This window comes from Kosakonia quasisacchari (assembly GCF_004331415.1).
Lineage (GTDB): Bacteria > Pseudomonadota > Gammaproteobacteria > Enterobacterales > Enterobacteriaceae > Kosakonia > Kosakonia quasisacchari.
The window spans coordinates 1-641 of record NZ_SJOP01000073.1 but is presented as its reverse complement, the minus strand read 5'-3'; the positions used below and the strand labels follow the sequence as shown (position 1 = coordinate 641).

The window sequence follows — 641 nt, the reverse complement described above, 5'->3', positions numbered from 1 at the left end:
TTTTTATTGTCACCCTTAAACCACCTCCTGGGGAGGTGGTGATTGATCCTGTAAGGCTATAGCCTGAAGAATGCCCATGCCGGAATATCTCTGCTTACTCACCACAAGTAAAAGGAGACAAACCGACATGGGGCTTTACCGGAGTTCATCACATGTATATTGGCGTTGTAAATACCACATAGTCTGGACGCCTAAGTACCGTTTCAGGATCCTGAAAGATAAGTTGGGCAAGGAACTTTACAGGACAATCTACATTCTCTGCGGAATAAAGGATTGTGAGGTTCTGGAGCTAAATGTTCAGCCAGATCATGTACATCTAGTCGTAATAGTGCCGCCGAAAATCTCGATATCAACTCTAATGGGGCATCTGAAAGGTCGCAGTGCAATCAGACTCTACAATCGTTTCCCACACATAAGAAAGAAGCTATGGGGCAACCACTTTTGGTCACGTGGCTACTTTGTAGATACTGTCGGTGTGAACGAGGAAATTATCAGACGATATGTGAGGCATCAGGAGAAAACGGAACAAATACATGAACAGCAAATGGAATTGCTAGAGTAGTAAGCGGAAAGTGACAATAGCCCCCCTTACAGGGGGCATTCTCAAAAGCCACCTTCTAAGAAGGTGGTCTTTTACTGGT

At 44.6% G+C, this 641-nt stretch carries 1 protein-coding gene; it reads left to right on the top strand.

The features are described 5' to 3' along the window. The first annotated feature begins 127 nt into the window (after window positions 1-127). Window positions 128-562: an IS200/IS605 family transposase gene (gene tnpA / locus E0L21_RS24720; protein WP_007369221.1), complete on the top strand. Its 435-nt coding sequence runs from the start codon at window positions 128-130 to the stop codon at window positions 560-562. Window positions 563-641 lie beyond the last annotated feature (79 nt).